This window comes from Lentzea sp. NPDC036949 (assembly GCF_055608075.1).
Genome location: NZ_JBVJRA010000002.1, coordinates 704,295 through 729,874, shown reverse-complemented (window position 1 = coordinate 729,874; position 25,580 = coordinate 704,295). Strand labels below are relative to the sequence as shown.

Sequence of the window (25,580 nt, the reverse complement as noted above, 5' to 3'; positions counted from 1 at the left end):
GGTCTCGCAGGCTGAGGTGACGCTGCGGTCCAAGACGGTGCTCCTGGACCTGGTCGGAGAGTGCCGCGTCGAGGGCGGCGCGGTGGCCGGCCTGCGGCTGTCCGCGGACCTGCCCGACGCGGGCGGGCCCGAGGACGGCGGCACCGTCGTGCTGGAGCAGGACGGGGACGGGCTCACCGCCGTGGTGACGCAGCCCGGCGGTGAGGTGCGGCTGAGGAGCGAGGAACCCGTGCGGTGGACCGGGAGCGGATCCCGGTTCGAGACGGGGGAGCTGACGCTCGTGCTGGCCGAGGCACCGGACGCGCCGGTGCTGTCCGCGCCGGGCTTGGAGTTGCGGGTGGAGAACGAGTAGCGCCGGTGCCGGGAGGCGCGGTTTTGTCTCGCAACCCCCCGGCACTGGTGGGTGCTGGCAAGCTGGCGTGGTGCAGCTGAACGAACCGCCTGCCGAGCCGGTGAACCGCAACGAGGTGAACAACAGCCACATCGCGGGCCACGTTCTCCAGGTGGACGCGATCCACGGCGATGTTCGGATCGAGAACCCGCGCACGTGGTGGTGGCCGTCCCGTCCGGCGTTGGTGAAGGCCGGCTGGGTGGCCACCGCGATCGCCGTCGGCGGGTACCTCGTGGGTCCGCAGGCCGTGGACCACCTCCGCCACAACACCTACTTCGACCGGGCTCCCGACGTCTGCGCCGTGGTCCGGGCCGCACCGGACCTCCCCCGGTGGACCGCCGGCGCTGCGGAGGGCGGACCGCAGCAGATCGCCACCGGGACCAGGTCGTGCAGCTGGGGAGGGTTCAGCCGGCTCCGCCTCGCCGTGTCCGTCCGCCTGCACGAAAGCCGCAGCCGTGCCGCCGACGACTTCGACCGGCTGAAGAACCACACCGCGGTGGACGGGCACCGGTACCACGTCGAACCGGGGTATGGCGACGAAGCGCTCCAGCTCCACCTGCTCAGGCCGAACGAGCTCGACAACCAGGTCGACAAGCAGCTCCTGTTCCGCCTGCACAACGTCTCGGTCGACGTGGAGTGCTTCGTCGGCCATGACTCACCGGTCAACCCTGTGCGCGCCACGAGCATGGTCCTCGAGGTTGCCGCCATGCTCGACCACGAGCTGCGCAAGCTCTGAGCCGGCCTCAGACGTAGTCCAAGACCCCGGCCTCCTCCACCGCCGCCAGCGACAACGTCTTGTACCCGACCTCGTCGAACAGCACCATCAACCGGTCACCGTCCTGCTGCACCACCGTGCCGCGCCCCCACATCTCGTGCCGCACCTCGGAGTCCGGCCGGTGCTCAGCGGCCACGCCGGCCGCGTCGGCTTCCTCGGGCAGCCCCTCGTCGCACCGGTCGCAGTGACCGCACGGCCCGTCGAGCTCCTGCCCGAAGTACCCCAGCAGGAACCGGCGGCGGCAGCCGCGGGTGCCGGCGTACTCGCGCATGACCTCGACCCGTGACCTGTCGCGTTTCAGCTGCCGTTCGGCTTCTTCCTCGACGACCGCGACCGACTTCGCCGGCGTGGGTGCACCGTCCGCGTACCGCACGCCGTCGCGCGTGATCTCCACGATTCCGGCGCTCTCCAAGAGGTTCACCGTGCCGGTGACCTTCCGGCGCGAGCACTCGACCCGGTCCGCCAGCGCGGTGAGCGTGATGCCGGGCTGCTCGCGCACGAGCGCGGCCACCTCGCGGGCGCAGTCGAGGTCGGCGCGGCGGGTGTTGAGGAACCGTTGCAGGCCCTCGTCCTCCTGCCGGTGGAACAGGACGACCTCGGCGGGCTCGCCGTCGCGGCCGGCGCGGCCGATCTCCTGGTAGTAGGCGTCGAGCGAACCGGGGGTGGCCGCGTGCACCACGAAGCGCACGTCGGGCTTGTCGATGCCCATGCCGAACGCGGAGGTGGCCGCGACGACGTCGAGGCGGTCGGCCATGAAGTCGTCCTGGACCCGTTTGCGGTCGGCTGCCTTCATGCCGGCGTGGAACGCGGCCGCCCGCAGTCCCTTGGCGGCGAGGGTCTCGGCGTAGCGCTCGGCGTCTTTGCGGGTGGCCGTGTAGAGCAGGCCTGGGCCCTTCCGCTCGACCACCCGGTCCACAACGGACCGGGAGCGGTCGTCCTCGTCGGTGCCGAAGCGCACGGACAGGTGCAGGTTGGGCCGGTCGAACCCGGCGACCACCACGGCGGGGTCGCGCAGGCCCAGGTGCTCCACCACGTCGCCGCGGACCGGGCCGCTCGCCGTGGCGGTCAGCGCGAGCACGACGGGGTGGCCGAGGCGGTCGACGACCTCGCGCAGCCGCAGGTAGTCGGGCCGGAAGTCGTGACCCCACGCCGACACGCAGTGCGCCTCGTCGACCACGAACAACGACGGCCGACGGCGGTCGAGTCGGTCGAGCACGTCGGGGTTCGCGAGCTGTTCGGGAGAGAGGAACAGGTACTCCGTCCGCCCCTCCGCGAACTCCCGCCACGCGTCCTCGTTGGACTCCGCCGAACGTGTTGAGTTCACGGCCGCAGCCGGGGGAGCGCCCGCCGCGCGCAGTGCCGCGACCTGGTCGCGTTGCAGCGCCACCAACGGCGAGACCACCACCGTCGGGCCGTCGAGCAGGATCGCGGGGACCTGGTAGATCGCGGACTTGCCCGCGCCGGTGGGCATCACGACCAGCGCGTCGCGCCCGTCCAGCACGTGCCGCATCGCGCACAGCTGCTCGGGCCGCAGCTCGGTCCAGCCGAAGACGTCCTCCGCCGTGCGCACCAGCCGGTCGTGCGAGCTCATCCGGTCGCCCGCAGGTCGTAGCGCTGGGCCGCCCACTCGGCCAGCCGCGGCCGCAGGACCTGGTACACGTCCGGATCGAGCGCCATGCCGGTGTGGGTGCTGTGCACCTCCACGCACTCGGCCGACGGGTCCTGGCACAGCTGCCACGGCACGATGCCGTCCGACCTGGAGTAGATCGACACGGCGGGCAGTTCCGGCGGCAACGGCGCGGCGGCGGCCTGGACGTTGTCCTCGAAGCAGTCACCGGCGAGGCACTCCGGGTCCATCAGCCCCGGCACGCCGACGCGGGACAGCTGCGCCAGCGCCCGTGCCGCGAGCAGCACCTGCGGGTGCGCGCCCATCGGGTCGAGCACCGGGCTGCCCATCATCACCAGACCGCTCACCAGGTCGGGCCGGCGGGTGGCGGCCACCCTCGCGAGCCCGCCGCCGCGGCTCTGCCCGAGCAGCACGACCGGGCCGCCGGTGGCCTCCGCGTGCTCGACCAGCCGCTGCTCGACCCGGTCGACCAGCTCGGACGTGCAGCCCACGGTGAACCCGGTGCCCGCGCCGGTCGGGACGTAACCGCGGTCGCGCAGCCACGTCGTGGTGAAGGTGAGGCTCAGGTCGCTCGCACCGAAACCCGGCACCAGCACGACACCGAGACCGGCTCCCTCGTGCGGGTTCGCGTCGCGCCACACCCGGTGGCGCAGCAGCCGCGGGATGGTCAGCGCGGCGACGGCGACGTGTTCACGTGCGAGTGAACGCAGTTGTCCAGCAGGGGTCATCCGTGGTCTCCGCTTCCAGTTCGTGCGCGTGCGGAGGAATTAGCCCGGCCGGGCGTCGGCAAACACGGACGGCGGTCACGTTTTCGGTTCAGCAGCTTTTGAAAATGATCAGAACCGAGTCGTTTGCGACGGATTTCGACGGGTAGCTCGTAGGCCAGGACACGACTACGAGCTGAGGAGTCAGCCGTGACCGAGAACCAGATGGGTGGAGTGCGCACCGCGGCCCGGGACGAAGGTTCCCAGGTCGCGCAGCACGCCAAGGAAGCAGCCGGCGAGGTCGGCGGCACAGTGCGCGACCAGGCCGCGCACGTGGCGCAGGAGGCGAAGCAGCAGACCCGCCACGTCGTCAACGACGTGCGCGACCGCGTCGCGGCGGAGGCGGAGCAGCAGGCCCAGCGGGTGTCGAAGCAGCTCGGCCGCATCGCCGACGAGCTGAGCGAGATGGCCGGCGGCGCGTCGTCCGACTCGATGTCGGCGGGTGCGATCCAGAGCGCGGCCGACACGAGCCGCCAGGCCGCGCGGTTCCTCGACGAGCGAGGAGCGCAGGGGCTGCTCGACTCCGCACGGGACTACGCGCGGCGCAAGCCGGGCACGTTCCTGCTGGGCGCCGCGGTGGCCGGGTTCCTCATCGGCCGTGTCGCGAAGAGCGCGACCGGTGGCGGCCAGAGCGGGCAGCGCTCCGGCGGCGGCGTCGTGCCGGTGACGTCGGAACGCGCCGACCTGGCACCGGGCTACACCGAGCCCACGGGATACCCGTCCACGCCGGGCTACGGCTCGACGCAGGGTTATGCGGAGTCGCCGGGCTACGGCTCGACGCAGGGCTATGCGGAGTCCCCGGGCTACGGTTCGACGCAGGGCTACTCCGAGACGCAGGGCTACACCGAGAGCTCCGGGTACGCCGGGACCACGGGTCAGCAGGTGACCGGTGAGACCCCCGGCTACGGCGCGACGCCCGACTACGGTGCCCCGGCCACGTCGAACCCGGCGCCCGGTCGGCCCGCGGCGGGGGTGCCGCATGTCGAGCCCTGAGTACCCGCAGGCCCGCACCGAGGAGTCGCTCGGTGACCTGGTCAGCGAGCTCACCGGTGACCTGTCGAAGCTGATGCGCCAGGAGCTCGAGCTGGCGAAGGCCGAGCTGCGGCAGGAGGCGAGCAAGGCCGGCAAGGCCGGTGGCATGCTCGCCGCCGCCGGGTTCGCCGGGTACCTCACGACGGTGCTGCTGAGCTTCGCGCTCGTGTTCGCGCTCGGCGCGGTCATGCCGCTGGGCTGGGCCGCGCTGATCGTGGCCGTGCTGTGGGGCATCGCCGGCGCGGTCCTCTACACCAGCGGGCGGGCCAAGCTGCGCACCGTCAACCCGAAACCCGAACGCACCGTCGAAACGCTGAAGGAGGACGCGGAATGGGCGAAACACCCGACCAAATAAGGCGTGACATCGAAGTCACCCGCGCCGAGCTGAGGGCCGACGCGAACCGGCTCGTCGACCACACCAGCCCGAAGCGCATCGCCGAACGGCGGGTGCAGGGCGTGCGACGGGGACTGACCGCGATGAAGGACAGGGTGATGGGAACCGCGAGCGACACCGCCCAGAGCGTGCGGGCACAGGGGCAGAACACCGGGCAGGCCGTGGCCGAACGGGCCGAGCAGGCCGGTCAGGCCGTTGCGGACCGCGCGCAGCAGGCCGCGCAGGTGGTGCAGGAGGCCCCGCAGCGGGTCGCCCGCCAGACGCAGGGCAGTCCGCTCGCGGCCGGCCTGATCGCGTTCGGCTCCGGACTGCTGCTGGCGGCCGTGCTGCCCCGCACCGACGCCGAACAGCAGGCGGTGCAGCAGCTCTCCGACACCTTCAGCGATGCGATCGAACCGGCCAAGGAGGCGCTGACCGAGTCCGCTCAGCACCTGAAGGAGGACGTGACGTCCTCGGTGACCGACGCCGCCGGTGAGGTCAGGCAGGTCGCAGCGGACGCCGCGCAGACCACCGCCCAGCACACCCGTGAGGCGGCGCAGGACGTCGGCGGCCACGCCAAGGAGTCCGGTCAGCGCGTGGGCAACGAGGCCACCGGTCACTGACCGCCCGCACATCGCCGTTGTGGCGCGACGAGAGGAGAACGACGTGCCCGTTCCCGTCGAAGACCTGAGGAAGCTGCTCGACTCGCCGCGCCACAACGCGATGCTGGTGCACGTGGAGGGCCGGTACGTGGTGGCCGGCAGCACCGAGCTCGACCGGCCCGACCTGCGCGGCGCCCTGCCCGTGGTGTCCAGGGACGACCTGCTGGACCGGGCCGGTGGCGAGCCGGTCTCGGACCGGGCGCTCGCCGAGGCCGCCGCGGCACTGAGCTCCGCGGTCGACAACCGCGGCGGCTGATCGGGGGGCACCGCGACTTTCCCGCGCACAACCCGTTTGCCGCCCGTGAACCGCGGGTAGCCGGGATCGGCGTCAAGCAGTCGGCGCTCCCGTTCCCGACTGTCCGAAGGTGGCCACTGTGCAGCACCGCTCCCTCGACCAGGCCATCTGCGACGCCCTGGTGCTCCTCCGCGCGACCGGCGGCGCCGACCTGGCGCTGCAGGCGGAACAGGCCCGCAAGTGCCTGGCGCGCGCGGTGCTGAGCGCACCTGCGGCGCCGCAGCAGGCGCTGGCCCACGTCGCCGCCGCTGACGACCACCTGGAATACGGTGAGCTGATGGAGGCGCGGACGCTGCTGACGGCGGCGCGCAACCACCTCCGCGGCCGTCGCGCCGTGGTCGCCGCCCGCGCATGAGGGGGCCGGCCTTAGCACTGGCCGTTCTGTTCGTCGCGGGCTGCGGAGGCCTCGGGCCCAGCGCGGCCGATCGGCCGAACACGCTCGTCACCATGGGTTTCGGCCTGCCGGACGAGCACGCCACCGCCCGCGTGGCGGTCTTCAAGGCCGACCGGCCCGAGGTCGACCTGCGGGTCAACGAGGGCGTGTTCGACGAGCAGCAGTTCCTCTCCTCGGTGGCCGCCGGCGACCCGCCGGACCTGGTCTACGCCGACCGCCGCAAGCTCGGCGGGTACGCGGCCAGGGGAGCGGTGCAGGACCTCGGGCCGTGCCTGGCCCGCCACCGCGTCGACCTCGCCGGTTACCGCGAGGCGGCGGTGCGGCAGGTGACCTACGAGGGCACCGTGTACGGGGTGCCGGACTTCTTCACCGTCCGGGTGCTGATCCTCAACAACCCGGTGCTGCGCGAGAACGGCGTCGACCCGGCCCGGCTGTCCACAACGGACTGGAACGCCCTCGCCGAGGTCACCGCGCGGCTCGCCCGCGTGCAGGACGGCCGGGTGCAGCGCATCGGGTTCGACCCGCGCATGCCGGAGTTCGTGGCCATGTGGGCCAAGGCGAACGGCGCCGACCTGCTCGGCGACGAACCGCACCTGGACGACCCGCGCGTGGTGGAGGCCGTCCGCTACACCGCCGGGCTGGTGCGCGAGCAGGGCGGCTGGGCGGCGTTCAAGGCGTTCCGCGACACGTTCGACTCCTTCGGGGCGAAGAACGAGATCGCCACCGGCCAGGTCGCCGCCATGGCGATGGACTCCTGGTACGTCAACACCCTCGCCGCCAACTCGCCGGACGTCGACGTCACGATCGCGCCGTTGACCGACCGGCGCGGTGCCCCGCTGACCGAGGCAGGAGGGCAGGCCTGGGCGATCCCGAAGGGCGCCCGCCACCCGGACCTCGCCTGCGACTTCATCACCACCATGACCGCGACCGACACGTGGGTCACCGCCGCGAAGGCGCGCAGGGACGCACTGGCCGCGAAGGGGAAGCCCTACAGCGGCACCTTCACCGCCAACCGCGCCGCCGACGAGAGGATCTTCGCCGAGGTCTACGACCCGCGCGGCATCCGGGTGCTCGAACAGGGCGTGCGAGTGCTGCAGTCCGTGCAGGACAAGGCCTTCGCACTGCCACCGAGCCCCGCTGCCAGCGACCTCGTGCGGTCGTGGGAGGCCGCGGTCACCAGGGTGCTGCTCGGTCAGCAGAGCCCCGAGGAGTCGATGGCGCAGGCGCAACGCGAGGCCGGCCGGGCGCTGACCCGCGTCGGAGGACGCTGATGACGACCGCGCGGGAGGCCCGTGCGGGCTGGTTGTTCGTGCTGCCGTGGGTGCTCGGGTTCCTGCTGCTCACCGCCGGGCCGATGCTCTACAGCCTGTACCTGTCGTTCACCCACTACGACCTGCTCAAGCCCGCGCGGTTCACCGGGCTGTCGAACTACCGGGAGATCCTGACCGACGACCGGGCGGCGACCGCGTTGTGGAACACGGTCTTCTTCACGCTGCTGCACGTGCCGCTGCAGATCGTGCTCGCTCTCGGGCTGGCCTCGCTGCTGCGCCGCGCCGGCCGGTCCGCCGGGTTCTTCCGCACCGTGCTGTTCCTGCCCACGATGACCCCGCCGGTCGCGCTGGCGGCGTTGTTCCTGTTGCTGCTCAACGGCCAGAACGGCGCGGTCAACGCGGTGCTGGGCTGGTTCGGTTTCACCGGTCCGCAGTGGACGACCGACCCGGACTGGATCAAACCGGGCCTGGTGCTGATGAGCCTGTGGACCGTCGGCAGCACCGCCGTGCTGTACCTGGCGGCGCTGACCAGGGTGCCGGGGGAGCGCTACGAGGCAGCCAGGCTCGACGGCGCCTCGCCGTGGCAGCAGTTCTGGCACATCACCCTGCCCGGCATCAGCGGCACGGTGTACTTCACGGTCATCGTCAACACCATCGCGTCGCTGCAGGTCTTCACCGAGGCCTACACGATGTTCTTCGGCGCCCGCCCGTCGTCACCGGCCGAGGGCGACGCGGCGCTGTTCTACGTGATCTACCTGTTCCAGGAGGCGTTCGGCTCGCTGCGCATGGGCTACGCCTCGGCGCTGGCGTGGGTGCTGTTCCTGGTGATCGCGGCGATCACCGCCGTGCAGGTGCGGCTCTCGCGCGACTACGTGCACTACGAGGACCGGTCATGACCCGCAGGTTGCCCGTGGTGCTGGCGCTGGTCGCCGTCGGGGTGCTGTTCGCGTACCCGTTCTGGTGGCTCGTCAGCGCGTCGCTGAAGGACCGCTCGCAGGTCTTCGACAACGCCCTGCTGCCCGAGGTGCTCCGGCCGGAGAACTACGCCGAGGTCTGGCGGGCCGTGCCGTTGCTCGCGTGGGTGGGCAACAGCGTGGCGGTCGGGTTCGCGGCCGCCGCGGCGGCGACGGTGTCGAGCGCGGTCGTGGCGTTCGGCTTCGCCCGCTTCCGGTTCCGCGGCCGCGGTGTCCTGTTCGGGCTCGTGCTCGCCACGATGATGCTGCCCGCCGCCGTCACGATGGTGCCGGTGTACCTGGAGTGGCACGCGGTCGGCCTCGCGACCACGCAGGTCCCGCTGTGGGCGGGCAACCTGTTCGGGTCGGCGTTCTACGTGTTCCTGCTGCGCCAGTTCTTCCTCGGCCTGCCCGCGGAGGTGTTCGACGCGGCACGGGTCGACGGCGCCGGGCCGTGGCGGCAGTTCCGGTCCCTCGCACTGCCGCTGGCCCGGCCCGGCTTGATCGTCGTGTTCGTGTTCGAGCTCAAGGCCGCCTGGACGGACCTCATCCGGCCGCTGATCTACCTGCGCGAGCCGGAGCTGTACACGTTGCCGCGCGGGCTGAAGGCGGTGCTGGACCGGTTCGGCCAGGGCGGCGAGGCGCAGTGGGAGCTGGTGATGGCGGCCAGCGTCGTCGCCACCGTGCCGATGATCCTGCTGTTCCTGGTGGCCCAGCGGTACTTCGTGCGCGGCACGGTCACCCAGCAGGTCGAGGAGTGACTCACGGGTCCATGCCGCCCTCGTCGTCGGGCTCGGACTCGTCGGGTCCGCGGTGCGGGCCGCCGGGGTTCTCGTCGGCGTAGGTGGGCCGGGTGTGCTCGCCGCCGATGTCGGCGTCCTCCAGCTCGCTCTCGGCGGTCACCCGGTCGGGCTCGGGCGCGCGGCTCGTCATCGCCACTCCTCCTGCCAGTCGTGGTGCTCGTTGTAGGCGGACGCGACCAGCCGCAGCACCGCCTCGTCCTCGGTCTGCTCCACCTCGGTGCGCAGCAGGCCGACCTTCTCCGGGAACGGCACCGTGGCCCGTTCCTCCGCCGCCTGCACCGGTCCGGGCAGCAGGAGCAGCCCGGCGCCGTCGTCGGAGCGCACGACCCGCAACCGGCCGCGGCGCTCGGCGTCGTCGAGCCGCGGCAGCTCCTCGTCGGCCAGGCGGCGTTCGTCCTCGTCGAGCCGGTCCAGCACGAACCGCCGCAGTTCCTCGATCGGCACGCCAGGGGTGTTCACGCCAGAGTTGTTCATGAGAGAGGGGTATCCGCTCCGCCGCCGGGTACGCCTGCTGGCAGCAGTCGCTTCCGGAAGGAGCACCTCATGCGCAGTCGCGTCCGCGCCGCGGGCCACGCCGTCCACCCCATCCTCATCGTGTTCCCGTTGGGCCTGCTGACCACCGCGGTCGGCTTCGACGTGCTGTACCTGCTCACCGACCGGGTGAGCTTCGGGTTCACCGCCGCCCACCTCATCGCCGCGGGCGTGCTGATGGGGGTGGTCACCGCCGCCACGGGCTGGCTCGACTGGGCGCTGGTCGTCCCGCGCGGCACCCGAGCGCGGCGGATCGGGTTGCTGCACGGCCTGTCGAACGGCGTGGTGCTGGTGGCGTTCGCGATCAGCTGGTTGCTGCGCCTGGGCGAGCCGGACTGGCACCCCACCTGGCCCGCGATCGTCGTGGCCTGGCTGGGTTTCCTGGCCGGCGGCCTCGGTGGCTGGCTGGGCGGGGAACTGGTCGAACGCCTCGGCGTCAGCGTCGAGGAGAACGCCCACCCCGACGCACCCAGCTCCCTGAGCGATGCCGCCCCGTCCCGGCGCTAACCGCCCCTTGGTTTTTCTGGCATCTGCAAGTACCCCCAACTCAACATCAACAGGCACTTTCCCACTACCAACAGCGTTTCCCGCCACCTGCGCACGCCGATCCGGTCCGGCGGGCGGCGACCATGTTGGTAGTGGTCAGCGGCGGTTTGATCATGAGTTGGTGGTACTTGCAGATGCGTGGGGCGACAACGGAGGGGCGGGTTAGGGGCTCAGGTGGCGGCCGTAGCGTCGGGCGGCTCGGACGATCGTGGTGGAGGCGGGTGCGACCACGAGGTCCAGCACCCGGCTCACCGGCGCGAGAGCACCCAGGCGTGCGACGGCCCACCAGCGCGGCGCGGCCATCGTCCTGGAGGTTCGCGCGGTCAGGCACCGCTCGACCGCGCGGGCCACGGCCTCCGGCGCCGAACCCGCGGACAGCCGGTTCGGGGCCTCCTGCTCGGACGGACGGCCGTTGAGGTCGCGGGAGAGCCACTCGGTGCGGATCGGACCGGGGCAGACCGCGTGCACCTTCACGCCTCGCGGCACCTCGCGCCGCAACCCGACCGCCAGCCCCAGCACACCGGCCTTGGTGGCCGAGTACAGCGACAACGGCGGCACGGGCACCCACGCGCCGATCGACGACATCATCACCACGTGCCCGCCACGGGACTCCAGGTGCGGCAGCACCAGCCGGGTCAGCTCGACCACCGCCGTGAAGTTGACCTCGACGAGGCTGGTCGCCTGCTCGGCGTCCAGCTCGGCGAGCTTCGCGACCCGGCCCTGACCCGCGTTGTTCACCAGGGCGTCGATGCGGCCGAACCGGTCGACGACACCGCGCACCAGCTCCTCGCGCGCCCGCGGATCGGTGACGTCGCAGCACATGCCCCAGGCACCGGGCAGCTCCTGCACCGCGGCGGTGAGCCGGTCCTGGTCACGGCCGCAGATCGCCACGCGGGCACCGCGACGGGCGAGCCGCTGCGCGGTGACGCGGCCGATGCCGGCCGACCCGCCGGTGATGAGCACGACCTGGCCTTCGACGGAGCGCACGGCGTCACCTCGCGGATAGCAGAGTGGTGTACAGGGTCAGACCGGGGCCGAACGCCATCGCCACCACCGGGTCACCCGGTCGCAGCCCAGCGCCCCGCACCAGCTCGTCGAGCACCAGCAGCACGGTCGGCGACGAGCAGTTGCCGTGCTCGCGCAGCACCCGCCGGGACGGCTCCAGCGCGTCCGGCGGCAGCCCGAGCTCGTGCTCGACGGTGTCGAGGATGCGCGGACCACCGGGGTGCACGGCCCAGCCGCGCACCTGCGGCACGGTCAGGCCGTGTTCGGCGAGCAGCCGTTCCACGGCGTCCCGCACGTGCTTGCCCAGCACGTCGGGCACCTGCGGGGACAGCGTCATCCGGAACCCGTGGTCGGTCACGGTCCACGTCATGTGGTCCGCGGTGGCCGGATCGGTGACGGCACCGGTCCCGACCACCTCCAGCCCGCCCCGGCCGGACAGCACGACCAGTGCGGTGGCCGCGTCGCCGAACAGCGCGTGCGTGACGACCTGCTGAAGGTCCTTCGTGGAAGGTTGGACGTGCAGTGACGTGAGCTCCAGGCACAGCAGCACCGCAGGACGGCGGTGCACGGTCACGTAGTCGGCCACGGAGCTGAGCGCGGGGAGCGCGGCGTAGCAGCCCATGTGCCCGACGAGCAGCCGCTGGGCGTCTTGGGGGAGTTCCAGCGACGCGGCCAGCTGCACGTCCAGGCCCGGTGCCGTGTAGCCGGTGCACGACACGACGGTGAGCTGACCGACGTCGGACGCGTCAAGACCGGCCGACCGCAGCGCGGCGGTCACGGCCTGGTGCCCCAGCGGCCGCGCGTGCTCGTCGTACAGGCGCATCCGCTCACCGGTCGTCCACGCCGACACGTCGAGCTCCAGCGGGCTCACGACGGCATGCCTGCGCTGCACGCCGGCCGCCGCGAAGATCCGCCCGGCCGCCCTGCTGCCGTCCAGCAACGGGCTGAAGTGGTGCTCCCACACGGCGTCCTGCTCGATCACCGGCGGGAACGCGGTGCCGATCGCGGCGATGTGCGCGGTCACCAGCGCGCCACCTCGTCCGGGTTGTCGCCCAGTGCGCTCGCGCCGAGCCAGTCGGCGCACACGTCGGACGTCGCCGGTTGCAGCGCACCGCAGCGGGCGTCGCGGTAGAGCCGTTCCAGCGGGTGCCCGCGCCGGGTCGCCGACGCCCCCGCCGCCTCCAGCACGGAGAACGCCACCTGCGCCGCCGTGTCTCCAGCGGTGAGCTTCGCGCGCCACACCCAGCGGTTCGTCTCCGGGCTGCCGGGGTCGTCGGTGACCTGCCGCGCCGCCCTGCGCACGACCAGCTCGGCCGCGGCGACCGCCACGTCGGCCCGCCCGAGCCGGGCGCGCACCATCGGCAACGTGTGCAGCCCGCGTTCCCGCAGGTGCGCCACGCCGTGCCGCAGCACGGACTGCGCGACACCCACGTAGACCGCGGCGTAGGAGGCGACCAGCCACTGCGGCATCACCTGGGCCAGCAGCAGCGCGGCCCCCTCGATCCCGCCGACCAGCGCGTCCTCGCCCACCTCGACGTCGAGGTCGAGGTCGTGGCTCGTGGTGGCGCGCATCCCGAGCGCGTCCCAGGTGGGCCTGACCTCGACGCCGGGACCGGCCGGCACGAGGAAGTACGACACCTTCGGTTCCTCCGACGTGCTGTCCCGCGCGGCCACGAGGTAGGCGTCGGCGTGTCCCGCGCCGGAGACGAACGTCTTCGCGCCGGTGATCCGGAAACCGGAACCGGTGCGCTCGTAGGAGGTCCGCACCTGCGACAGCCGCGAGCCGACGCCGCGTTCGCTCATCGCCACCGCGTACAGGGCGCCTTCCGCGGCAGCGGCCAGCACCCGGTCGCGGGAGGCGAAGAAGCTCTCCGGCGCACCGAACTGGCGCACCAGCTCGTCGGGGGTGTGAGCGAGCGCACCGGTGACCGACGCGTGCATGTTGAAGATCAACGCCGTCGCCCCGGCGCCACTGCCCAGCTGCACGGCGACGTCGGTGTAGTCGGCGAACGAGGCACCCGTGCCACCGAGCCGCTGCGGCACCATCAGGCCGAGCAGGCCCGCGGAGCGCAGGTCGGCGAAGTCCTCCTCGGGGAACTCCCCGGCCACGTCGTACTTCGACGCGCGGCCGGACATGCGGTCAACCAGTGCGGGGAGGTCCACGGATCATCCCTTCTTGCGGCCGGCGCCCTGGAAGAGCACGGCCGTGGACGCGGTCGGCACCATGCGGACGGACCGACCGCGGCGCGCGAACCACGTGAGCAGGTCGGGCAACGAGGGGCGGATACCCCGCAGAACCAGGCGCACACCGTGCCGGGCACACTCGCGCACCAGCAGTGCCCGGTCGACGAACAGCGCCGGGTCGTGCACCCCGCGCGGCGCCAGGCCGAGCACGCGTTCCGCCACCCCGACGGCCACCAGCCGGCACAGCGCGGTGTCGGCCAGCGTGTCGAGCACCAGCAGGCCACCGGGGCGCAGCACCCGGCAGGCCTCGGCGACGGCCGCGGGCAGGTCGGGGACGTGTTCGAGGATCTCGCCGGCGACGACGACGTCGGCGCACCCGTCGGGCAGCGGCACGGCGAGCACGTCCGCGCGGACGGGCAGCACGCCGCGTTCGGCCGCCTGGCGCAGTGCTTCGTGGGAGAGGTCGACCCCGATGTGCCGGTAGCCGCGCACGTGCGGCGCGAGCAGGCCCGCACCGCAGCCCAGGTCGACCAGCACCGCACCGGGAACGGCCGGTGGAACCAGGGCGGCCCGTGCGGCGGCGAGCCAGTGCAGCATCACGAACGCGCCGCTCGGCCGCCACCACTCGGCGGCCAGCCGTTCGTACAGCTCGGGGTCGTTCGGTTCAAGATCGTTCTGCGCGGTGGCCGCCCGCTGGCAGACTGGAGGCCCATGGGTCGCCTCGAAGCTCTCGCGCGTTCCTGTCATCCGCTGCCCTCCGTCGCGGTCACCGTGGTGGCCACCGTGCTGGCCGCGGCGGTCGGTCGGTCGGCCGCCGGACTGGTGGCCGTCGCGGCGGCGGTGCTGGCCGGGCAGCTGTCCGTCGGCTGGCTCAACGACCTGCTCGACGCCGGCCGGGACGCGCGCGTGGGCCGCGCGGACAAACCGGTCGCCACCGGCGTGGTGTCGAGGCGGGTGGTGGCGGTCGCGACGGTCGTCGCCGCGGTGGCCGCGGTCGGACTGTCGTTGCTGTCCGGTGTGGACGCAACGCTGCTGCACGTCGTGATGCTGTGTTCGGCGTGGGCGTACGACCTCGGGGTCAAGGCCACGGCGTTCTCCGTTGTGCCGTACGCGCTTTCGTTCGGGTTGCTGCCCGCGTTCGTGACGCTGGGCGGTCCGGACGGGCGGTGGCCACCGCTGTGGCTCATGGCGGCGGCCGCCGTGCTCGGCAGCGCCGCCCACTTCGCCAACGTCATCCCGGACCTCGACGACGACGCGGCGACCGGCGTGCGCGGGTTGCCGCACCGCATCGGCGGAACCGCCAGCGCGTGCGTTGCAGCCGCGCTGGCGGTGATCACCGGAGTGGTCCTCGCGGTCGGCCCGCCCGGCCCCGTCACTGCGGCGGGGCTCGTGGCGGTGCCGTTGTCGGTGCTGATCCTCGTGCTCGGCAGGCTGCGCGGACGACGGCCGGGGTCGCGGGCGAACTTCACCGCACTGCTCGCGGTGGCGGTCCTCGACGTGGCGCTGCTGATCATCACCGGTGGGGTGGAGCTGAGCGGCGCGGTCAGCTGACCGCGGGCCCGGAGTCGCTCGAACCCGACAGCTCCTTGATGAACTCGTGGCACTGCCGGGCGCGGGCGGAGTCCTCCTCCATCACGCGCCGGAAGAAGTCCGCGATGTCCTGACGGCCCGCGTTGTCGGCGTCCCGCACGTACTGGCCGTAGTCGTGACCGGCCTTGAGCGCGTGGTACTGCACGGAGATCAGGTCGTAGGTGACGTCGTCGAACCCGGTTTCACCCGTTGCCATTGATACCTCCAGTGTTTTGTTCGGCACCGGAGTCATACCCGCGCAGATCCGGTCGAACCCGGTTGTTCCGCGCAACGTCGGGTACTCACGGCTCTCGCGCTCCGAGAGAGGCAGAAACCATGAACTCAGCAGGGAAAGCGCTGCTGGCCGCGGGCGTGGTGACCGCGGCGGCGGTGGCGCGGCGCCGGCGGCAGGCGCAGGGGAAGGGGGAGCGGCCGCTGACCGTCACGGTCGACCGCGCTCCCACCGACGTGCAGGCGGCGTTACCGGACCTGACCGGGCCGTGGCGGGACCAGGCCGAGATAAGCATCCGCGCGGCCGCAGGGGACAAGGGCACCGAACTGGTCGCGCAGCCACTGGGCGACGCGTCCCGCGCCGAGCTGCGGGAGGCGCTGCGCAGGGCGAAGTCGGTGCTGGAGGCCGGCGAGGTGGTCGAACCCGACACCGCGCCGACGCACCCCGGCCCCCTGGGCAAGGCGCTGCAGCTGGTGACCGGAAGGGGAGGTGGCCGGCTGTGAAGGCGTTGTGCTGGGAGGGGATCAACGACGTCCGCGTGCAGGACGTGCCGGACCCGCGGCTGCTGAACGACCAGGACATGATCCTCAAGGTCCGGCTGAGCACCGTGTGCGGCTCCGACCTGCACCTGCTCACCGGCCACATCCCGTTCATGCAGGCCGGTGACGTGATCGGGCACGAGTTCATGGGTGAGGTGGTCGAGGTCGGGCCCGGTGTCACGCGGCACCGGCCGGGCGACCGCGTCGTCGTGTGCTCGTTCATCGCCTGCGGCCGCTGCTGGTACTGCCGCAACGAGCTGTACTCGTTGTGCGACAACACCAACACCAACCCGGCGATCACCCAGGGCCTCTGGGGCGCCAACCCCGGCGGTATCTTCGGCTACTCGCACGCGATGGGCGGCTTCCGCGGCAGCCACGCCGAGTACGTGCGCGTGCCGTTCGCCGACCACACCGCCATCCCCATCCCCGAAGCGGTCGACGACATGAGCGCGCTGTTCACGTCGGACTCGGCAGCGACGGGCTGGATGGGCGCCGACCTCGGCGGCGTGAAACCCGGTGACGTCGTCGCCGTGTGGGGGTGCGGCGCTGTCGGGCAGATGGCTGCCCGTGCGGCTCAACTGCTCGGCGCGGAACGGGTCCTGGTGATCGACCGGTTCGACTACCGGCTGCGGCAGGCGGAACAGCTGTTCGGCGTCGAGACCATCAACTACGAGAACACCTCCGTCGGTGACGCGCTGCTGGAGGCCACCGGCGGGCGCGGACCGGACGTGTGCATCGAGGCGGTCGGCTGCGAGGCGCACTCGACGGGGCCGCAGTACGCCTACGACCAGGTGAAGAGCAAGCTGAAGCTCGAAACGGACCGGCCGATCGCCGTGCGCGAGGCGATCTACAACTGCCGCAAGGGCGGGTCGGTGTTCGTGCTGGGCGTGTTCACCGGGTTCGTGGACAAGTTCCCGCTGGGCGCCATGATGAACAAGGGTCTGACCGTGCGCGGCGCACAGCAACACGGCCAGCGCTACATCCCGGCGCTGCTCGACCGCATCGCCACCGGCGAGCTCGTCACGAACCACCTGGCGACCCACGTCATGCCGTTGAGCGAGGGCGCACACGGCTACGACATCTTCAAGAAGAAGGACGACGGCTGCGTGCGGTCGGTCTTCAAGCTGTGAGCAGGTCCCGTGGGGGTGTGGTCACCGCACCCCCACGGGCATCAGCGGCCACGGGCCGGTGTCTGCTGGTACACGCCGTGCCGCAACGGGGTGTTGCCGTCCGGGGACTGCTGGGGCGACACCGGCGACCCGCCGGCCGTGCCGTCCGCCGGTGGCGTGTTGCGCTGGTCGCCGCCTGCCGGTTCGGCGCCGTCCGCGAGCTGCCGCAACCGTTCGTCGACGACCTCCAGCACCGGTGTGCGGTTGCCGTGCGCCTCCTCGTGCTCGCGCACCCGCCGCAGGTCCTGCTCGTCCAGCGACCGGATGCGGTGCTTGAGGTCGCCGAGCGTCAGCTGGTCGTAGCCGGAAATCGGGAGTTGTTCGCTCATGTGCGTCGGCTACCCGGCCGGGTCGGGGAAAAACGACCGGAGTTTGCCCGTGACCCCACCGGGCATTCGCGCACGGACAGGAACGGGGTGAGGTGTGTACGCAGACGACCTGGTGCGGCCGTGGTGGGAGGCGCTCGGGGAGACGGCGCCGTTGTTCGACATCCACACGCACGTGGGCACGAACGACCCGAGCGGGTTCTCCTGCACCTTCGACCAGCTGCTGGACGCCCTGTCCGAAGTGGACGCGGCCGCGGCGGTGTTCCCGCTGACCGAGCCGAAGGGCTACCGCCGTGCCAACGACGCGGTGATCGCCGCCGCGCGGTCACCGGTGGTCGCGTTCTGCCGGGTGGCGCCCGGTGACGACGCGGAGGCGGAGGCGCTGCGGTGCGTGCGGGCGGGTGCGCGGGGGATCAAGCTCCACCCGGCCAGCGACGAGTTCGCCCTCGACGACGACCGGTTGCACGGGGTGTTCGGCCTGGCGCACGAGCTGACGCTGCCCGTCGTGGTGCACGCCGGACCCGAGATCGACCCGTTCGGCGACACGCTGCTCGCGGTGCTGCGCCGCTACCCCCGTGCCCGGTTCGTGCTGGCGCACGCCGCGCTCACGGACCTGGCGTGGCTGTCCGGGCACCCGGTGGACAACCTGTACCTCGACACGTCCTGGTGGAGCCCGACCGACCTGGTCGTCGCGCTCGCCACGATGCCACCCGGACGGGTGTTGTTCGGCAGCGACGTGCCGTACTCGACGGCGCTGTGGGGCGCGCACGCGGCCGCACGCTGCGCCCGGTACGCCGGCCTGGACGACGAGCAGGTCGCGGGCGTGCTGGGCGGCAACGCGCTGCGGCTGGTGGAACGGCGGGACGCCCCCGACCTCGGTCCGGCGCCCGGCCGGGTGCCGGTGCTGGACCCGTTGCTGGAACGCCTGTACGTGTACCTCGCGGCCGAGGTGGAGGCCACCAAGCGCGGCGAGTCGCCCGGCCAGATGCTCGACCTGGCGCGGCACTGCTGCGGTGTCCGGCCGGAGCACCCCGACCGCGCGGTCTTCGAGTCGGTGCTAGAACTGCTCGACCGCTACGAGAAGCACGCACCGCACCTGGAGACCGGCAACGAGTACGCGTCCGGCTGGGACCTGATCGCGGCCGCCGCGCTGGTCGCCCGCACCCCCGGCACGGCGCTGCCGGGCTGAACCCGCACCACAACCCTCCGAACGACCGGATGTCGTCAGCGCTCCGCGGAGCTACCTTCGCCAGACCCTGCAAACCTGCAGACCCTGCGAAGGAGCTCCACCGTGCGAAGAAGACCCCTGCTCGGCACGGCACTGGCGGCAATCGTCGCCGCGGCGGTCGCCCTGCCCGCCTCCGCCACGGCCCAGGCCGGCTGTTCGGGCACCAACGACGGTGACGTCGCGATCGGTGACAACACCACCGTCGAGTCTCCGCTCACCATCACCGACTGCCCCTCGGCACCGTCCGCCACCAGCACGGTCCCGGTGAAGATCGTCCACACCTACATCGGCGACCTCGCGGTGACGCTGGTCGCCCCGGACGGCTCCACCTACCCCCTGCACAACCGCAGCGGTGGCTCCGCGGACAACATCGACCAGACCTACACCGTCGACCTGTCGACCGAGACCTCGAACGGCACCTGGAAGCTGCGGGTCAACGACAACGCGGCCAACGACGTCGGCCGGATCGACTCCTGGTCGCTGAACCTCGGCGGCTCCACCCCGGCCGGCGACTTCTCCGTCGCCGTGTCGCCCACGTCCGGCTCGGTCGCCGCGGGCTCGTCGGCCTCGGCCACCGTCTCGACCCAGACGACGGCCGGCCAGGCGCAGACCGTGCAGCTGACCGCCACCGGCCTGCCCTCCGGCGCCACCGCGTCGTTCAGCCCGGCCTCGGTCACCACGGGCGCGAGCTCCACGCTGTCGGTCAGCACCACGTCCTCGACCGCGTCGGGCACCTACCCGATCACCGTCCGGGCCGCGGGCGGCACCACCAAGACCGCGACCTACACCCTGACGGTCACCGGCGGCACCGGTCCGCAGATCCCCGACGTCGACGTCGCGGCGGTCAAGGCGCACCTGACCCAGTTCGCCACCATCGCCTCCCAGAACGGCGGCAACCGCCGTTCGACCACGGCCGGCTACCGCGCCTCGGTCGCCTACGTGAAGGACAAGCTGACCGCGGCCGGGTTCACGGTGTCCGAACAGGCCTGCACCTCCGGCTGCTCCACCGGCGCCGGCCCGAACGTGATCGCCGAGTGGCCCGGCGGCAACGCGAGCAACGTCTACATGTTCGGCGCTCACCTCGACGGCGTGTCCGCCGGTCCCGGCATCAACGACAACGGCTCGGGCTCCGCGGCGCTGCTGGAGACCGCGCTCGTGCTCTCCCGCAGCAACCCGGCGATGCTGAACAAGGTCCGGTTCGCCTGGTGGACCGACGAGGAGCAGGGCCTCAACGGCTCGCGCTTCTACGTCTCGCAGCTGCCGTCGACCGAACGTTCGAAGATCAAGACCTACCACAACTTCGACATGGTCGGTTCCGTCAACGGCGGCTACTTCATCAACAACATCAACTCCACCCAGTCCGTGCACATGAAGGCCTACTGGGACTCGCTGGGCCTGCAGCCCGAGGAGAACACCGAGGGCCGCAACCGGTCCGACGACGCGTCGTTCACCAACGCGGGCATCCCGGCCTCCGGGTACGCGATGGGCGCCAGCGCCACCAAGACCTCGGCCCAGGCGACGAAGTGGGGCGGCACCGCGGGCCGCGCGTTCGACCCGTGCTACCACTCCTCCTGCGACACGACGGCCAACATCAGCGACACCCACCTCAACCGCGCGGTCGACGGCATCGCCTACACCCTGTGGAAGTCCGCGGTCGGCAGCAGCACCCCCGGCGCGGACTTCTCCGTCGCCGTGTCGCCGACGTCCGGCTCGGTGGCGGCGGGTTCGCCGGTCTCGGCCACCGTCGCGACCCAGACGGTGAGCGGCAACGCGCAGACCGTGCAGCTGTCGGCCTCCGGCCTGCCCTCGGGCGCGACGGCGTCGTTCAGCCCGGCGTCGGTGAGCACCGGTGGCAGCTCGACGTTGACGATCAACACCACCGCGTCGGTCGCGTCCGGCACCTACTCGGTCACGGTCACCGCGGCCGGTTCGGTGTCGCGCACCGCCACCTACGGCCTCACGGTCACCGGTGGTGGCGGCGGGAGCTGCAACGGCACCAACGGCACCGACCTCGCCATCCCCGACGCGGGCGCGGCCGTGGACAGCGACCTGGTGATCTCCGGCTGCTCGGCCACGCCCTCGGCCACCGCGACGGTCGCCGTGCGGATCGTCCACCCCTACATCGGCGACCTGACGGTGTCCCTGATCGCACCGGACGGCACGGCGTACGTGCTGCACAACCGCAGCGGCGGCAGCGCGGACAACATCGACCGCAGCTACACCGCCGACCTGTCCGCTGAGACCGCGAACGGCACGTGGAAGCTCCGCGTGCGCGACCTGGCCTCGTCCGACACCGGCACCCTCGACACGTGGAGCCTCAACCTGACCCCGTAGTCGCCTCTGGGGAAGTGGCCTCTCAGAAATCTTGTGAACTGGGTCTTCTGAGAGGCCACTTCTTGCCGTGATGATCGTCGGCATGACGACGCACACCGTTGCCGAGCTCGACGACGAGAACACCGCCCTGGCCTTCGAGGCGATGCGGGAGCTGCGGGCACACCTCGTCTCCGCGGACGAGTTCGTGGCGGCGGTGCGGGTGCAGCGCAAGGAGGGCTACCGGCTGGTCGGTTCGTTCGACGCGGACGGGAAGGTCGTCGCGGTGGCCGGTTTCCGTCCGCTGACGAACCTCTACGTCGGTTACCACCTCTACATCGACGACCTGAGCACCCTGCCCGCCGTGCGCAGGCAGGGCCACGGGGGAGCGCTGCTGCGCTGGGTCGACGAGGAGGCCCGCCGGCTCGGGTGCGGTCAGGTGCACCTGGACTCCGGCACGCACCGGCACGAGGCCCACAGCCGCTACTTCTCCGCCGGGTACGTGATCGCGGCGTTCCACTTCAGCAAGCCGGTCTGAGCACCCGGCCAGAAGCCTTTCCCGCCCCCTCGTTGCTGCCCAGGCGTCTGCAAGTACCACCAACACTTGATCAAATCGCCGCCAACTACCACCAACCTGTTCGCCACCTGTCGAATCAGGTTGATGTTGAGTTGGTGGTACTTGCAGACGCCGGCAAAGGCAGCGGCCCGGAGGGGCGGCCGGAGATGCGCCGATCAGCCCTTGGGCTCGTCCTCGATCACGCCGACCAGCTCCGGGTCCTCGGGAGCGGGCATGTGGCGGATGCTGTCACTGCCCTTGTGGTCGCGGGCGCGGGCGTAGCGGGAGTCCAACGCCCTCACCAGCTTCTGCGCCGCGCCCGCGTACGCGTCGTCCACGGTGGTCGCGTGGTGGGTGACCGCGACCGGCTGCTTGCCCTTCGGCCGCGCGTCGATCACGCACTTCTTGTCCTCCGGGGTGGTGCCCCCGTCCTCGCTGAGGTGCACCTCCACCCAGGTCAGCCATTCGCTGAACCGGGACAGGCCGCTCTCCAGGTCGGTGGTCACATAGGCGGCCAGTCCTTCGCCACCGTGGATGTTGTGGTCGGTGTTGACCTGGATCTGCATGAGCACCCTCCATACGGGAAACAAATGGTCCTGGTCGATACCACGGGAGCGGCCGGTTCAAACGCGGCGCCGTTCAGCGCAGGGGAGCTGCCCGGTAGCCGTTCTCGGCGCCGGCCGGTGCGGAGGCTGGGAAGTTCTTGACCACCGGTGCCGTTCGAGGCACTGTTCAGCCAGGTGTGGAAAGCGGTTACCGGGGGGTGGCGTGGCACGGCCGAGTGCGTTGGTGGTCCGCGGTGGCTGGGAAGGCCACCAACCGGTGGAGGCCACCGAGTTGTTCATCCCCTTCCTGGAGGACAGCGGTTACGCCGTGCGGGTCGAGGAGTCGACCGAGGTGTACGCCGACGCCGCCGAGATGGCGCGCACCGACCTCGTCGTGCAGTGCATGACGATGTCGGAGATCACCGACGAGGAACTGAGCGGGTTGCGCTCGGCGGTCGAGGCCGGCACCGGGTTCACGGGATGGCACGGCGGCATTGCGGACTCGTTCCGCGCGTCGGCGGACTACCTGCACCTGGTGGGTGGGCAGTTCGTCACGCATCCGGGCAAGGAGCCGTGCGAACGCCAGGGTGGGCCGGAGGACAACTTCCTGCCGCACGAGGTGACCATCACCGCGCTCGGCCGGGAGCACCCGATCACCGCGGGCGTCGAGGACTTCGAGCTGGTCACCGAGCAGTACTGGGTGCTGCACGACGACTTGGTCGACGTGCTGGCCACCACCACCCACCCGGTCCGGCCGTGGCACCCGTGGCACCGGCCGGTCACCTGCCCGGCGATCTGGACGCGGCGGTGGGGTGCAGGGCGGATCGTGGTGACGACGCCGGGGCACAGCCTGGACGTCCTGCGGCACCCCGCTGTCCGCACCGTCATCACGAGGGGGATGTCGTGGGCGACCCGCACCGCGTCGGAATCGTAGGGCTCGGGTTCATCTCCGGGCAGTACCTGGACACGCTCCGCGACCACCCGGCGGTGCGCGTCACCGCGGTCGCCGATCTCGACACCACCCGCGCGGCGGCGGTCGCGGCCGAGTTGCCGGGTGCCGAGGCGGTCAGCGTCGAGGGCCTGCTCGGCAGGGCGGACGTCGACACGGTGCTGAACCTGACCGTGCCCGCGGCCCACGCGGAGATCGCGTTCCGGGCGATCGACGCGGGCAAGAACGTCTTCGGCGAGAAACCGCTCGCCGTCACCTTCGCGGACGGCCGGGCGATCGTCGACCGGGCCGCCGCGGCCGGTGTCCGGGTCGGGTGCGCGCCGGACACCGTTCTCGGCACGGGCACGCAGACCGCGCGGGCCGCGATCGACAGCGGGCTCATCGGTCGCCCGCTCTCCGCGTCGGCCGTGATGGTCACGCCGGGGCACGAGCGCTGGCACCCCAACCCCGACTTCTACTACACCGCGGGGGGCGGTCCGCTGGCGGACATGGGGCCGTACTACCTCACCGCGCTGATCCACCTGCTCGGCCCGGTGCGCGCGGTGGTCGGCGCGGTCAGCCGCCTGCGCAGCGAGCGCGTCATCGGGTCCGGGCCGCGGACCGGTGAGCGGGTCCCGGTCGAGGTAGACACCCACGTCTCCGGCGTGCTCGAACACGTCAGCGGTGCGCTCTCGACCATCACGACCAGTTTCGACGGGGTGACCACCACCGCCGTGCCGATCGAGGTGCACGGTGAGACCGGCACGCTCGCGGTACCCGACCCGAACCACTTCGACGGTGAGACCCGCCTGTTCCCGCTCGACGGCACCGGGTGGCGGACCCTTCCCGCCGCTGCGGGCTACACGGGAGCAGGGCGCGGAGTCGGCCTGCTCGACCTCGTCGCAGCCGACGGGCAGCGGGCGCCGCGCGCCGGCGACGAGCTCGCGCTGCACGTGCTCGAGACGATCACGGCCGTGCTCCGGGCGGGGGAGGAGGGGCGGCGGATCGAGCTGACGACCACGGCGGAGCGGCCGCCGTTGGTGCCCCTCACGCCCGTGGCCGGGCTGACACCGCGAACCGGTAGTGCTCCAAGGGAAAGCGCCCCGCAGCCCGGTGCGCGTTGATCGTCGAGGTCGGTCGCAGCAGCGTCGCCTCGCCGTGCTGGTTGAAGTAGTAGCTGCGCGAGGTGGCGCACTGTCCCAGTGAGAACACGGAGTTCTCCGCGACCCGCGTCCGCATCCGGTGCAGGAACTCGTCGTTGGCCCGCTGGGTCACCTCGAAGACGTCCGCCCCGCGTGACCGCATCGCCGTGAACAACCGGGCCATGTGCTTCATCTGGCTCTCGATCGTCGTGAAGTACGACAGGCCGCTGTAGGAGTAGGGGCTGTTGAGCGACACCAGGTTCGGGAACCCCGGCACGGTCACGCCCTCGTAGGCCTGGAACCGGTTCTCCCGCCACCACGTGCCCAGGTCCCTGCCGTCCCGTCCGAGCACCTCGAACGCGGGGAAGTTGACGTCCCACAGGTTGAAGCCGGTCGCGAGCACGAGCACGTCGATCTCGGTGCGCCCGGCGGCGGTGACGATGCCGGACGAGTCGACCCGCGTGATCGGCGACGTCTCCAGGTGGACGTGGGGACGCGTGAACGTGCGGAAGTAGTCGTTGGAGAACGTCGGCCGCTTGCAGCCGAAGGAGTAGTCCGGGGTGAGCGCGCGGCGCAGCCCGGGGTCGCGGACCTGGCGGTGCAGGTGCGCCCGGCACCACCGCTCTGCCAGCCGGTTGGCGACCCGCAGCTGCCGGTAGTGCACGACACCGGAGATCATCATGAGCTCCAGCACCGAGCTGCCGAGCCGGCGCACGGCCCGTTGGACGACCGGCAGCCGCGCGAACAACCGCCGCACCGGCGGCGGGATGCGGTAGTCCGGTTTGGGACTCACCCAGATCGGGGTCCGCTGGTACACGGTCAGCGCCGCCGCCGTCCTCGCCAGCTCCGGGACCAGCTGGACCGCCGTGGCGCCGGTGCCGATCACCGCCACCCGCTCGCCGGTCAGGTCGACCGGCTCCCACGCGGCTGTGTGGACGACCCGGCCGGCGAAGGTCTCGATGCCGGGGACGTCCGGCATCCTGGGCATCGACAGGAACCCGGTCGCCGTCACGAGGTACCGCGCCGCCACGACCGAGCCGTCCGCGGTCCGCACCTCCCAGTGGTCGTCCCGCCAGACCGCACCCGTGACGGTCGTGCCGAACCGCATCGACCGGCGCAGGTCGTACTTCGCGGCCACGTGCTCGGCGTAGCGCTTGAGCTCCTCGCCCGGCGCGAAGAGCCGCGACCAGTGCGGGTTCGGCTCGAACGAGTAGGAGTACGTCGGGGAGGGGATGTCGACCGCGAGGCCGGGGTAGCGGTTGACGTGCCAGGTGCCGCCGAGGTCGTCCTCCCGCTCCAGGACCAGCAGGTCGCGCATCCCCAGCCGCCTGAGCTGGATCGCGGCACCCATGCCGCCGAACCCGGCACCGACGACGACCGCGTCGTGGACCATCGGGAACCTCCTTGCGGAATCGCCTGTCAGCTTCGGA

General features: G+C 71.8%; 31 protein-coding genes. 19 read left to right on the top strand and 12 right to left on the bottom strand.

Annotation, left to right across the window (positions count from 1 at the left end):
- The first annotated feature begins 16 nt into the window (after positions 1-16).
- Together ACZ7CD_RS09305 and ACZ7CD_RS09300 are read left to right on the top strand one after the other, a co-directional pair.
- Entirely contained in the window at positions 17-352 is a 336-nt protein-coding gene (locus ACZ7CD_RS09305; RefSeq protein ID WP_470378702.1) for a hypothetical protein, read from the top strand.
- Positions 353-422: 70 nt separating this feature from the next.
- Positions 423-1,127: a hypothetical protein gene (locus ACZ7CD_RS09300; protein WP_470378701.1), complete on the top strand. Its 705-nt coding sequence runs from the start codon at positions 423-425 to the stop codon at positions 1,125-1,127.
- A gap of 7 nt (positions 1,128-1,134) precedes the next feature.
- Here ACZ7CD_RS09300 and ACZ7CD_RS09295 read toward each other — a convergent pair whose 3' ends face one another.
- Positions 1,135-2,757 carry a RecQ family ATP-dependent DNA helicase gene (locus ACZ7CD_RS09295; protein WP_470378700.1) on the bottom strand — a complete coding sequence of 541 codons (1,623 nt, stop codon included), beginning with the start codon at positions 2,755-2,757 and terminating at the stop codon, positions 1,135-1,137.
- On the bottom strand, positions 2,754-3,521 hold the full coding sequence (locus ACZ7CD_RS09290) for an esterase/lipase family protein (protein ID WP_470378699.1): 768 nt from the start codon (positions 3,519-3,521) through the stop codon (positions 2,754-2,756). Before ACZ7CD_RS09290 ends, ACZ7CD_RS09295 begins: the two co-directional genes overlap by 4 nt.
- Positions 3,522-3,707: 186 nt before the next feature.
- Here ACZ7CD_RS09290 and ACZ7CD_RS09285 point away from each other — a divergent pair, with 186 nt between their 5' ends.
- From ACZ7CD_RS09285 to ACZ7CD_RS09250, 8 genes are all read left to right on the top strand, one after another.
- On the top strand, positions 3,708-4,550 hold the full coding sequence (locus ACZ7CD_RS09285; RefSeq protein ID WP_470378698.1) for a hypothetical protein: 843 nt from the start codon (positions 3,708-3,710) through the stop codon (positions 4,548-4,550).
- Complete coding sequence (locus ACZ7CD_RS09280) at positions 4,537-4,944, top strand: phage holin family protein (RefSeq protein ID WP_360396600.1); 408 nt, start codon at positions 4,537-4,539, stop codon at positions 4,942-4,944. Before ACZ7CD_RS09285 ends, ACZ7CD_RS09280 begins: the two co-directional genes overlap by 14 nt.
- Positions 4,920-5,585: a DUF3618 domain-containing protein gene (locus ACZ7CD_RS09275; RefSeq protein ID WP_360396602.1), complete on the top strand. Its 666-nt coding sequence runs from the start codon at positions 4,920-4,922 to the stop codon at positions 5,583-5,585. Before ACZ7CD_RS09280 ends, ACZ7CD_RS09275 begins: the two co-directional genes overlap by 25 nt.
- Before the next feature lie 43 nt (positions 5,586-5,628).
- Entirely contained in the window at positions 5,629-5,880 is a 252-nt protein-coding gene (locus ACZ7CD_RS09270; RefSeq protein ID WP_360396604.1) for a hypothetical protein, read from the top strand.
- Positions 5,881-5,989: 109 nt separating this feature from the next.
- Positions 5,990-6,274, top strand: a complete 285-nt coding sequence (locus tag ACZ7CD_RS09265) for a hypothetical protein (protein WP_470378697.1) — start codon at positions 5,990-5,992, stop codon at positions 6,272-6,274.
- Positions 6,275-6,366: 92 nt separating this feature from the next.
- Complete coding sequence (locus ACZ7CD_RS09260; RefSeq protein WP_360396608.1) at positions 6,367-7,584, top strand: extracellular solute-binding protein; 1,218 nt, start codon at positions 6,367-6,369, stop codon at positions 7,582-7,584.
- Complete coding sequence (locus ACZ7CD_RS09255; protein ID WP_470378696.1) at positions 7,584-8,480, top strand: carbohydrate ABC transporter permease; 897 nt, start codon at positions 7,584-7,586, stop codon at positions 8,478-8,480. Before ACZ7CD_RS09260 ends, ACZ7CD_RS09255 begins: the two co-directional genes overlap by 1 nt.
- Positions 8,477-9,298 (top strand): carbohydrate ABC transporter permease, encoded by an 822-nt coding sequence (locus tag ACZ7CD_RS09250; protein ID WP_458432200.1) that lies wholly within the window; start codon positions 8,477-8,479, stop codon positions 9,296-9,298. Before ACZ7CD_RS09255 ends, ACZ7CD_RS09250 begins: the two co-directional genes overlap by 4 nt.
- A 1-nt stretch (position 9,299) precedes the next feature.
- Here the strand turns inward: ACZ7CD_RS09250 and ACZ7CD_RS09245 are convergent, their stop codons facing one another.
- A complete protein-coding gene (locus ACZ7CD_RS09245) occupies positions 9,300-9,470 on the bottom strand; it encodes a hypothetical protein (protein ID WP_360396613.1) in 171 nt (56 codons plus the stop codon).
- Entirely contained in the window at positions 9,467-9,814 is a 348-nt protein-coding gene (locus ACZ7CD_RS09240) for a hypothetical protein (RefSeq protein ID WP_360396615.1), read from the bottom strand. Before ACZ7CD_RS09240 ends, ACZ7CD_RS09245 begins: the two co-directional genes overlap by 4 nt.
- 69 nt (positions 9,815-9,883) lie before the next feature.
- On the opposite strand from ACZ7CD_RS09240, the gene ACZ7CD_RS09235 reads away from it, so the two are divergent.
- On the top strand, positions 9,884-10,378 hold the full coding sequence (locus ACZ7CD_RS09235) for a DUF2231 domain-containing protein (protein ID WP_470378695.1): 495 nt from the start codon (positions 9,884-9,886) through the stop codon (positions 10,376-10,378).
- A 201-nt stretch (positions 10,379-10,579) separates the two neighbouring features.
- Here the strand turns inward: ACZ7CD_RS09235 and ACZ7CD_RS09230 are convergent, their stop codons facing one another.
- The 4 genes from ACZ7CD_RS09230 to ACZ7CD_RS09215 are packed head-to-tail and all read right to left on the bottom strand — an operon-like array spanning position 10,580 to position 14,353.
- Positions 10,580-11,404, bottom strand: a complete 825-nt coding sequence (locus tag ACZ7CD_RS09230) for an SDR family oxidoreductase (protein ID WP_470378694.1) — start codon at positions 11,402-11,404, stop codon at positions 10,580-10,582.
- 4 nt (positions 11,405-11,408) lie between these two features.
- Positions 11,409-12,446 carry a type III polyketide synthase gene (locus ACZ7CD_RS09225; RefSeq protein ID WP_470378693.1) on the bottom strand — a complete coding sequence of 346 codons (1,038 nt, stop codon included), beginning with the start codon at positions 12,444-12,446 and terminating at the stop codon, positions 11,409-11,411.
- Positions 12,443-13,585 carry an acyl-CoA dehydrogenase family protein gene (locus ACZ7CD_RS09220; protein ID WP_458432202.1) on the bottom strand — a complete coding sequence of 381 codons (1,143 nt, stop codon included), beginning with the start codon at positions 13,583-13,585 and terminating at the stop codon, positions 12,443-12,445. The genes ACZ7CD_RS09225 and ACZ7CD_RS09220 overlap by 4 nt, the downstream gene beginning before the upstream one ends.
- Positions 13,586-13,588: 3 nt before the next feature.
- On the bottom strand, positions 13,589-14,353 hold the full coding sequence (locus ACZ7CD_RS09215; RefSeq protein WP_470378692.1) for a methyltransferase domain-containing protein: 765 nt from the start codon (positions 14,351-14,353) through the stop codon (positions 13,589-13,591).
- On the opposite strand from ACZ7CD_RS09215, the gene ACZ7CD_RS09210 reads away from it, so the two are divergent.
- Positions 14,318-15,157, top strand: a complete 840-nt coding sequence (locus tag ACZ7CD_RS09210; protein ID WP_470378691.1) for a UbiA family prenyltransferase — start codon at positions 14,318-14,320, stop codon at positions 15,155-15,157. The genes ACZ7CD_RS09215 and ACZ7CD_RS09210 overlap by 36 nt on opposite strands.
- Here ACZ7CD_RS09210 and ACZ7CD_RS09205 read toward each other — a convergent pair.
- Positions 15,150-15,392, bottom strand: a complete 243-nt coding sequence (locus tag ACZ7CD_RS09205) for an acyl carrier protein (protein WP_360396629.1) — start codon at positions 15,390-15,392, stop codon at positions 15,150-15,152. The two genes, ACZ7CD_RS09210 and ACZ7CD_RS09205, sit on opposite strands and share 8 nt — an antisense overlap.
- A 119-nt stretch (positions 15,393-15,511) precedes the next feature.
- On the opposite strand from ACZ7CD_RS09205, the gene ACZ7CD_RS09200 reads away from it, so the two are divergent.
- Both ACZ7CD_RS09200 and ACZ7CD_RS09195 read left to right on the top strand, forming a co-directional pair.
- The gene (locus ACZ7CD_RS09200) at positions 15,512-15,910 is read left to right on the top strand and encodes a hypothetical protein (RefSeq protein ID WP_360396631.1); all 399 of its coding nucleotides are present in this window, start codon (positions 15,512-15,514) and stop codon (positions 15,908-15,910) included.
- Complete coding sequence (locus ACZ7CD_RS09195) at positions 15,907-17,076, top strand: zinc-dependent alcohol dehydrogenase (RefSeq protein ID WP_360396633.1); 1,170 nt, start codon at positions 15,907-15,909, stop codon at positions 17,074-17,076. The genes ACZ7CD_RS09200 and ACZ7CD_RS09195 overlap by 4 nt, the downstream gene beginning before the upstream one ends.
- Positions 17,077-17,117: 41 nt before the next feature.
- Here the strand turns inward: ACZ7CD_RS09195 and ACZ7CD_RS09190 are convergent, their stop codons facing one another.
- Entirely contained in the window at positions 17,118-17,444 is a 327-nt protein-coding gene (locus ACZ7CD_RS09190; protein ID WP_360396635.1) for a DUF8129 domain-containing protein, read from the bottom strand.
- A 94-nt stretch (positions 17,445-17,538) separates the two neighbouring features.
- On the opposite strand from ACZ7CD_RS09190, the gene ACZ7CD_RS09185 reads away from it, so the two are divergent.
- From ACZ7CD_RS09185 to ACZ7CD_RS09175, 3 genes are all read left to right on the top strand, one after another.
- Complete coding sequence (locus ACZ7CD_RS09185; RefSeq protein WP_470378690.1) at positions 17,539-18,630, top strand: amidohydrolase family protein; 1,092 nt, start codon at positions 17,539-17,541, stop codon at positions 18,628-18,630.
- A gap of 102 nt (positions 18,631-18,732) precedes the next feature.
- Positions 18,733-21,003, top strand: coding sequence for a M28 family peptidase (locus ACZ7CD_RS09180; RefSeq protein ID WP_470378689.1), 2,271 nt, complete (start codon positions 18,733-18,735; stop codon positions 21,001-21,003).
- A gap of 82 nt (positions 21,004-21,085) precedes the next feature.
- Positions 21,086-21,517, top strand: a complete 432-nt coding sequence (locus ACZ7CD_RS09175) for a GNAT family N-acetyltransferase (protein WP_360396641.1) — start codon at positions 21,086-21,088, stop codon at positions 21,515-21,517.
- Between the two features lie 194 nt (positions 21,518-21,711).
- Here the strand turns inward: ACZ7CD_RS09175 and ACZ7CD_RS09170 are convergent, their stop codons facing one another.
- Positions 21,712-22,101 carry an HPF/RaiA family ribosome-associated protein gene (locus ACZ7CD_RS09170; protein WP_360396643.1) on the bottom strand — a complete coding sequence of 130 codons (390 nt, stop codon included), beginning with the start codon at positions 22,099-22,101 and terminating at the stop codon, positions 21,712-21,714.
- A 202-nt stretch (positions 22,102-22,303) separates the two neighbouring features.
- On the opposite strand from ACZ7CD_RS09170, the gene ACZ7CD_RS09165 reads away from it, so the two are divergent.
- Together ACZ7CD_RS09165 and ACZ7CD_RS09160 are read left to right on the top strand one after the other, a co-directional pair.
- Positions 22,304-23,014, top strand: a complete 711-nt coding sequence (locus ACZ7CD_RS09165) for a ThuA domain-containing protein (protein WP_470369305.1) — start codon at positions 22,304-22,306, stop codon at positions 23,012-23,014.
- Entirely contained in the window at positions 22,984-24,132 is a 1,149-nt protein-coding gene (locus tag ACZ7CD_RS09160) for a Gfo/Idh/MocA family protein (protein ID WP_458432211.1), read from the top strand. The genes ACZ7CD_RS09165 and ACZ7CD_RS09160 overlap by 31 nt, the downstream gene beginning before the upstream one ends.
- Here the strand turns inward: ACZ7CD_RS09160 and ACZ7CD_RS09155 are convergent.
- A complete protein-coding gene (locus ACZ7CD_RS09155) occupies positions 24,056-25,543 on the bottom strand; it encodes a flavin-containing monooxygenase (RefSeq protein ID WP_470378688.1) in 1,488 nt (495 codons plus the stop codon). The two genes, ACZ7CD_RS09160 and ACZ7CD_RS09155, sit on opposite strands and share 77 nt — an antisense overlap.
- Positions 25,544-25,580 lie beyond the last annotated feature (37 nt).

What these genes read in the sequence shown, in the direction of transcription:
- ACZ7CD_RS09235 (WP_470378695.1), top strand. Translation starts at nt 9,884, where the DNA reads ATGCGCAGTCGCGTCCGCGCCGCGGGCCACGCCGTCCACCCCATCCTC.
- ACZ7CD_RS09205 (WP_360396629.1), bottom strand. Translation starts at nt 15,392, where the DNA reads ATGGCAACGGGTGAAACCGGGTTCGACGACGTCACCTACGACCTGATC.
- ACZ7CD_RS09170 (WP_360396643.1), bottom strand. Translation starts at nt 22,101, where the DNA reads ATGCAGATCCAGGTCAACACCGACCACAACATCCACGGTGGCGAAGGA.
- ACZ7CD_RS09190 (WP_360396635.1), bottom strand. Translation starts at nt 17,444, where the DNA reads ATGAGCGAACAACTCCCGATTTCCGGCTACGACCAGCTGACGCTCGGC.
- ACZ7CD_RS09290 (WP_470378699.1), bottom strand. Translation starts at nt 3,521, where the DNA reads ATGACCCCTGCTGGACAACTGCGTTCACTCGCACGTGAACACGTCGCC.
- ACZ7CD_RS09275 (WP_360396602.1), top strand. Translation starts at nt 4,920, where the DNA reads ATGGGCGAAACACCCGACCAAATAAGGCGTGACATCGAAGTCACCCGC.
- ACZ7CD_RS09210 (WP_470378691.1), top strand. Translation starts at nt 14,318, where the DNA reads ATGGGTCGCCTCGAAGCTCTCGCGCGTTCCTGTCATCCGCTGCCCTCC.
- ACZ7CD_RS09155 (WP_470378688.1), bottom strand. Translation starts at nt 25,543, where the DNA reads ATGGTCCACGACGCGGTCGTCGTCGGTGCCGGGTTCGGCGGCATGGGT.
- ACZ7CD_RS09175 (WP_360396641.1), top strand. Translation starts at nt 21,086, where the DNA reads ATGACGACGCACACCGTTGCCGAGCTCGACGACGAGAACACCGCCCTG.
- ACZ7CD_RS09250 (WP_458432200.1), top strand. Translation starts at nt 8,477, where the DNA reads ATGACCCGCAGGTTGCCCGTGGTGCTGGCGCTGGTCGCCGTCGGGGTG.
- ACZ7CD_RS09255 (WP_470378696.1), top strand. Translation starts at nt 7,584, where the DNA reads ATGACGACCGCGCGGGAGGCCCGTGCGGGCTGGTTGTTCGTGCTGCCG.
- ACZ7CD_RS09245 (WP_360396613.1), bottom strand. Translation starts at nt 9,470, where the DNA reads ATGACGAGCCGCGCGCCCGAGCCCGACCGGGTGACCGCCGAGAGCGAG.
- ACZ7CD_RS09260 (WP_360396608.1), top strand. Translation starts at nt 6,367, where the DNA reads ATGGGTTTCGGCCTGCCGGACGAGCACGCCACCGCCCGCGTGGCGGTC.
- ACZ7CD_RS09240 (WP_360396615.1), bottom strand. Translation starts at nt 9,814, where the DNA reads ATGAACAACTCTGGCGTGAACACCCCTGGCGTGCCGATCGAGGAACTG.
- ACZ7CD_RS09295 (WP_470378700.1), bottom strand. Translation starts at nt 2,757, where the DNA reads ATGAGCTCGCACGACCGGCTGGTGCGCACGGCGGAGGACGTCTTCGGC.
- ACZ7CD_RS09215 (WP_470378692.1), bottom strand. Translation starts at nt 14,353, where the DNA reads ATGACAGGAACGCGCGAGAGCTTCGAGGCGACCCATGGGCCTCCAGTC.
- ACZ7CD_RS09200 (WP_360396631.1), top strand. Translation starts at nt 15,512, where the DNA reads ATGAACTCAGCAGGGAAAGCGCTGCTGGCCGCGGGCGTGGTGACCGCG.
- ACZ7CD_RS09280 (WP_360396600.1), top strand. Translation starts at nt 4,537, where the DNA reads ATGTCGAGCCCTGAGTACCCGCAGGCCCGCACCGAGGAGTCGCTCGGT.